Annotated in this window: 3 protein-coding genes; 1 reads left to right on the top strand and 2 read right to left on the bottom strand. The window is 68.2% G+C overall.

Features of this window, described 5'->3' with window-relative positions:
* Positions 1-184: 184 nt before the first annotated feature.
* Positions 185-1,621, top strand: a complete 1,437-nt coding sequence (locus E8A74_RS51450; protein ID WP_136936552.1) for a WD40 repeat domain-containing protein — start codon at positions 185-187, stop codon at positions 1,619-1,621.
* On the opposite strand, the gene E8A74_RS51445 is transcribed toward E8A74_RS51450, so the two are convergent.
* Together E8A74_RS51445 and E8A74_RS51440 are read right to left on the bottom strand one after the other, a co-directional pair.
* A complete protein-coding gene (locus tag E8A74_RS51445) occupies positions 1,594-3,540 on the bottom strand; it encodes a peptidoglycan DD-metalloendopeptidase family protein (RefSeq protein WP_136936551.1) in 1,947 nt (648 codons plus the stop codon). The genes E8A74_RS51450 and E8A74_RS51445 overlap by 28 nt on opposite strands.
* Positions 3,537-3,923, bottom strand: coding sequence for a BlaI/MecI/CopY family transcriptional regulator (locus tag E8A74_RS51440; protein WP_136936550.1), 387 nt, complete (start codon positions 3,921-3,923; stop codon positions 3,537-3,539). Before E8A74_RS51440 ends, E8A74_RS51445 begins: the two co-directional genes overlap by 4 nt.
* Positions 3,924-4,305 lie beyond the last annotated feature (382 nt).

Genomic DNA, 4,305 nt, shown 5'->3' with positions numbered 1-4,305 from the left:
CCACACCTGCATATGTCGCCAGCCGTGAAAATGTACCGACGGCTGGACCGACGCTGGTTAAATTGATCCCACAAAGTGGGATGTTGGAGCCGATGGTCCTACCGGATGGTTTATGGGATGACTTCTAGAACCGCCGTCCGGATATGGCGGGCTCCGGCTCTCGATCGCCGAAAATGCCGTGGCCGTGGGCGCTTTCCTGGACGGCAGGGTCATCCTGCGGAAGCTCCCCTCGGGCGAGCCGCTCGCGACGTTCACGGATACATCCTTCACCGCCATGGCGCTCTCGGAGGACGGGAGCACGCTGGCGCTCGGCACGAAGGACGGGCGGATTCGATTGCGTGGTTTGCCCGAGGGACGCGCGGTCGGGGATCTCGCGAGCCCGTCCGGTGCGCCGCGGAGTCTGCGTTTCCAGGCGGATCGTCTCATTGCGGCGGTGGAAGATGGGCAGGTCTGGGGCGTCCCCGTCTCCGGGGCTCCGCCGATGCTCATCGGGAAGCTTCGTCCGGACGCGAGGTTTGTCGGTGTTGCCTCGGATAGGCATGTCGTCGACGTTTTGCAACAGGAGGACGTGGCGAGCGTAATGCAGGGCTGGAGGTGGTTCACCGTGCCGCCTCCCGAGGATAGATACGCCGAAGCCGTAGCCGCGCTGTCGCCGGAGGGGGATCGTGTCGTCGCGGCGCGCGGCCCGCGTGTCTTTCTTCGGCGCCCGCGAGACCTCACGTCCGACGGGATCACGCTTGGTCCGCACCTGCAAGGCTCGGCCCTGGGCGCAGGCCCATTCCCGGACGGAGCTGTGCTGTTCGGCGCGATGTGGAAAGACGGGACGGCACGGATTTGGAATGTGCGTACGGGACAACCAATCGTCCTGGAAAATGGTCCGCTGCCGCCACTATCCTCGCTGGCGATCCATGCAAAAGGTGCCGTGGCCACGGTAGACGAAGGCGGCACGGCCATTGTGTGGGAGCGGCAGGGCACGACGCTGAAGCCGCGCCACTCCGTGCGGACGAATGGCCCCGCGCGCGTGATCGCGTTCGACGTGTCGGGGGATCGGATCCTCGTCGGGACGCGGCGCGGCGAGGTCGTGATCGTCGATGGCTCGACGGGACAACCGCGCCGTGTGGTATCCACCGGCGGCAAGGCCGTATCCGGCATCATGATGCAGGACGAAAGGACGGCGTGGATCTGGGGCCCCCGGGAGAACGTGCTGGAGCTCGACGCCGAGACGGGCAAGGTCGAGCTGAACGACGAAGCTGGCGTCATCGGCCTGCTCGGCGGCGACCCGAATGCGCCGACCCAGCCCTCGGGAACGGCCAAGCCGCGACTTCGGCTCGATTGCTGGAACGCGGTCTGCGGGCTGGCCGAGGAGGACCCGTCCCGCGCCGGGGATCCGGTCCGCATCCTCGCGAGCTTCGGCATGCTCGATCGGCCGGGCGCGGCGTTCGTCATGGCCGATGGACGCGTGGACACGCTGGGCACCACGTCGGCCGAATTCTTCACGTGTCGCGACGGCGGAAAAACTTACCCGTTCTCCCATTGCCGCGACCTCGTCGAAGTGCCAGGGCTGCTCGGGCGGCAGCTCGACGAGGTTTGCGCTCAGGGCGCCGCGGTTTGTCCGAGATAACGCGCCGGATCGATCGCCTCGCCATTGTCGCGTACCTCGAAGTGAACGTGCGGACCGCCCTCGGGCGCGCCGATCTCGCCGAGGACATCCCCACGCGTCACGGCCTTGCCGACCTCTGCTTTCACGTTCGCGAGGTGCCGATACCGCGTCTCGATGCCGCGGCCGTGCGCGAGGACCAGCACGGGCTCGCCTTTCGTGTTCTTCTCGATGCGCTCGACCGTGCCGTCGAGCGGCGCGAGCACCGTGGTCCCGGGCGCGGCCGCGAGGTCCACGCCCTCGTGCGGCGCGCTGGTTTGTCCGGGCGTTGCACCGCCGAAGTGCAAGGTCACGCGGGCGCCGGGCAGCGGGTGCGCCGAGCGGGAGGCCATCTTGCCGCGCACGCGCTCGCGCCACGTATCGTACGTCGTCGAGCGCGCCGCGTGCCGCTCGTTCCACATGCCCGTGGCGAGCGCGCGGTATTTCTCGGTCTCCTCGGATAGCTCGGCCTTGCCGTCGAGCCACGCGCGCACGCGGCCCTCGCCGCCGTTGTACGCCGCGGCCGAAAGCTCGAACGCACGCGTCGGGTCTTTCTTGCCAAACTCGACGAGCTGCTTGCCGAAGTACGAGGCGCCGAGGTCGAGGTTGTACGCCGGATCGAGCAGGCGTTCGTCGGCGTGATCGGCGATGCCGAGCTCCTTCGCGACCGAAAGGGCGGTGCCGGGCATGAGCTGCATCAGGCCGAGGGCGCCGGACGAGCTCTTCGCCTGCGGATCGCCGCATGATTCGACGATCGTGAGGATCGCGATGGCCTCGGGATCGACGTTGTGCTTCTGGGCGGACGAGGCGATGGCCGATTCCCAGCGCGCGATGGCGGGCGGAAGCCAGGGAATGCCGAGCGCGGCGGCCTGGGCCTTGGCTTCGGTGAGGCCTGGTTTTTCCACGGCGGCCGGTTGCTCTCCGCCACAAGCAGCGAGCGTCGCGAGGGCAAGGCCGAGCGTGCTCGCGAGGGCGAGCGCGGGTGCGGCGAGGGCGCGGCCCGTGGGCGCGTGGGGCGTGGTTCCATCGATCAGACGTCGAATCCTCATAACGAGCGAACCTCCATTCGACCCGAGCGCGAGCTCGGGCGTGCGTGCGCGCATCCCCTCCAGCGCGGCGAGAGCGCGGGCATAACGAACCGGGTCTCCGACAACCGCCACGGCGTCGTCGTCGCAGAGGTGCTCACGCTCCCTCCGCGCGACGCGGGAGACCCAGTGGACGGCGGGATGATAGAACAACGCTGCCTCGACGATCGATTGCAGGATGTTCGTCACGAAATCGAACCTGCGCACGTGCGCAAGCTCGTGCGCGAGCAAGGCCGTGAGGCAAGACGGCGGAAGAGCCGTGAGCGCGGCAAGCGGCACGAGCACGACAGGCCGGAGCCAGCCGATGACCATGGGCACGTCGACACGATCGGATCCGAGCAGCCGCACGCCGCTCCGGACGCCGAGACGCCGGGCGAGTTTGTCGAAGCGAACCGTGAGCGCCGAGGAGACGGGCACGGTGTGATGGCGAATCAAGGACGAGAGGCGCGCGAGCCCCACGGCGATCCGGGCCGACATGAAGAGCGCGCCGGTGACCCACGCCATCACGACGATCGCGGGCCAGAGAGGCGGATGGCCGCCTTCCGCAGGCGCGGAGAGCGGGGCCCAGCCGTTCGGCGGGACGAACGGATCGACGGCGAGGGCTGCGTTGAAATAGGCGAACGTGAGCGGCGGCGCGAGCGCCATGAGCGCGAGCGCGGCGCAGGCGGCCGTGTACCGCGCGGCGGCGTGGCTGCGCGGCAGGCTCGCGAGGGTCGCGGCGAGGAAAAGGGCGATCACCGCGCCTTGCCAGAGGAAATGCAGGAGCGCGAGCCCGAGCGTCGCGACAAACGGCGAGGAGGCGAGGTGCGCGAGGCTCATTTCGACCTCTTTCGCTCGATGTCGTCGAGCAGCGCGCGAATCTCGGCGAGCTCCTCGCGGGAGGCACGCTCGGTCGAGAGCGCGCGCATCACGAGCCGCGACGCCGAGCCGCCGAAGGCCTTTTCCACGAGGTCATGCACGAGCCCTTTCTGGGCCTGGTCCTCGGGAATGATCGCTCGATACACGTGGCTCTTGCCCGCCTCGTCACGCTCGACGAGCCCTTTTTGGGCCATGATCTGCATGAGCTTGAGCACCGTCGTGTACCCCGTGCCCTGCACGGGCTTGAGATCCTCGTGGACCTCACGCACCGTCGAGGGGCCGCGGCGCCAGAGGACGCGCAGGATCGCAAGCTCCGCGTCCGTGGGGAGCGACCTGTTCACCATGGGGGCGATGATCTACGAAGTCCTTCGTAGATGTCAAGCGACACGCTGCATTTTCTCCGGGACGTTAGGATCCGTCCACGATGCTCACGACCACGCGGGTCCGCATCGCGGGCCGTGCGCCGTCCACCCCGGCAGCGGCGTGTTCATCGCCGGAGCAATCCCCGCCAAACTCCATGGCTTTCGGGCGGAGGCCTCCGGGGCCACGACGGCGTGATCCCACGCCGGTCGACCAGGCCCAGTTTTTCCCGGTCGACGCGCTAGTTCCTCGACACAGGGATCCTGATCGATTCGTTTCAGGGTCTTCGAAGCACGGGAAGCAGCTCGGGGTCTACGAGGAGCTCGATGCTACGAGGCTGTCCGGGTTGGCGACGGATCAGCCCTT

Origin of the sequence: Polyangium fumosum (genome assembly GCF_005144585.1) — a bacterium.
GTDB lineage: Bacteria > Myxococcota_A > Polyangia > Polyangiales > Polyangiaceae > Polyangium > Polyangium fumosum.
Note: the sequence above shows the minus strand (reverse complement) of the source record. Positions and strands in the feature narration are given on the sequence as shown.

Bases quoted from the DNA above. Each gene is read 5' to 3' on its own strand.
- E8A74_RS51445 (WP_136936551.1), bottom strand. From the start codon at position 3,540: ATGAGCCTCGCGCACCTCGCCTCCTCGCCGTTTGTCGCGACGCTCGGG.
- E8A74_RS51440 (WP_136936550.1), bottom strand. From the start codon at position 3,923: ATGGTGAACAGGTCGCTCCCCACGGACGCGGAGCTTGCGATCCTGCGC.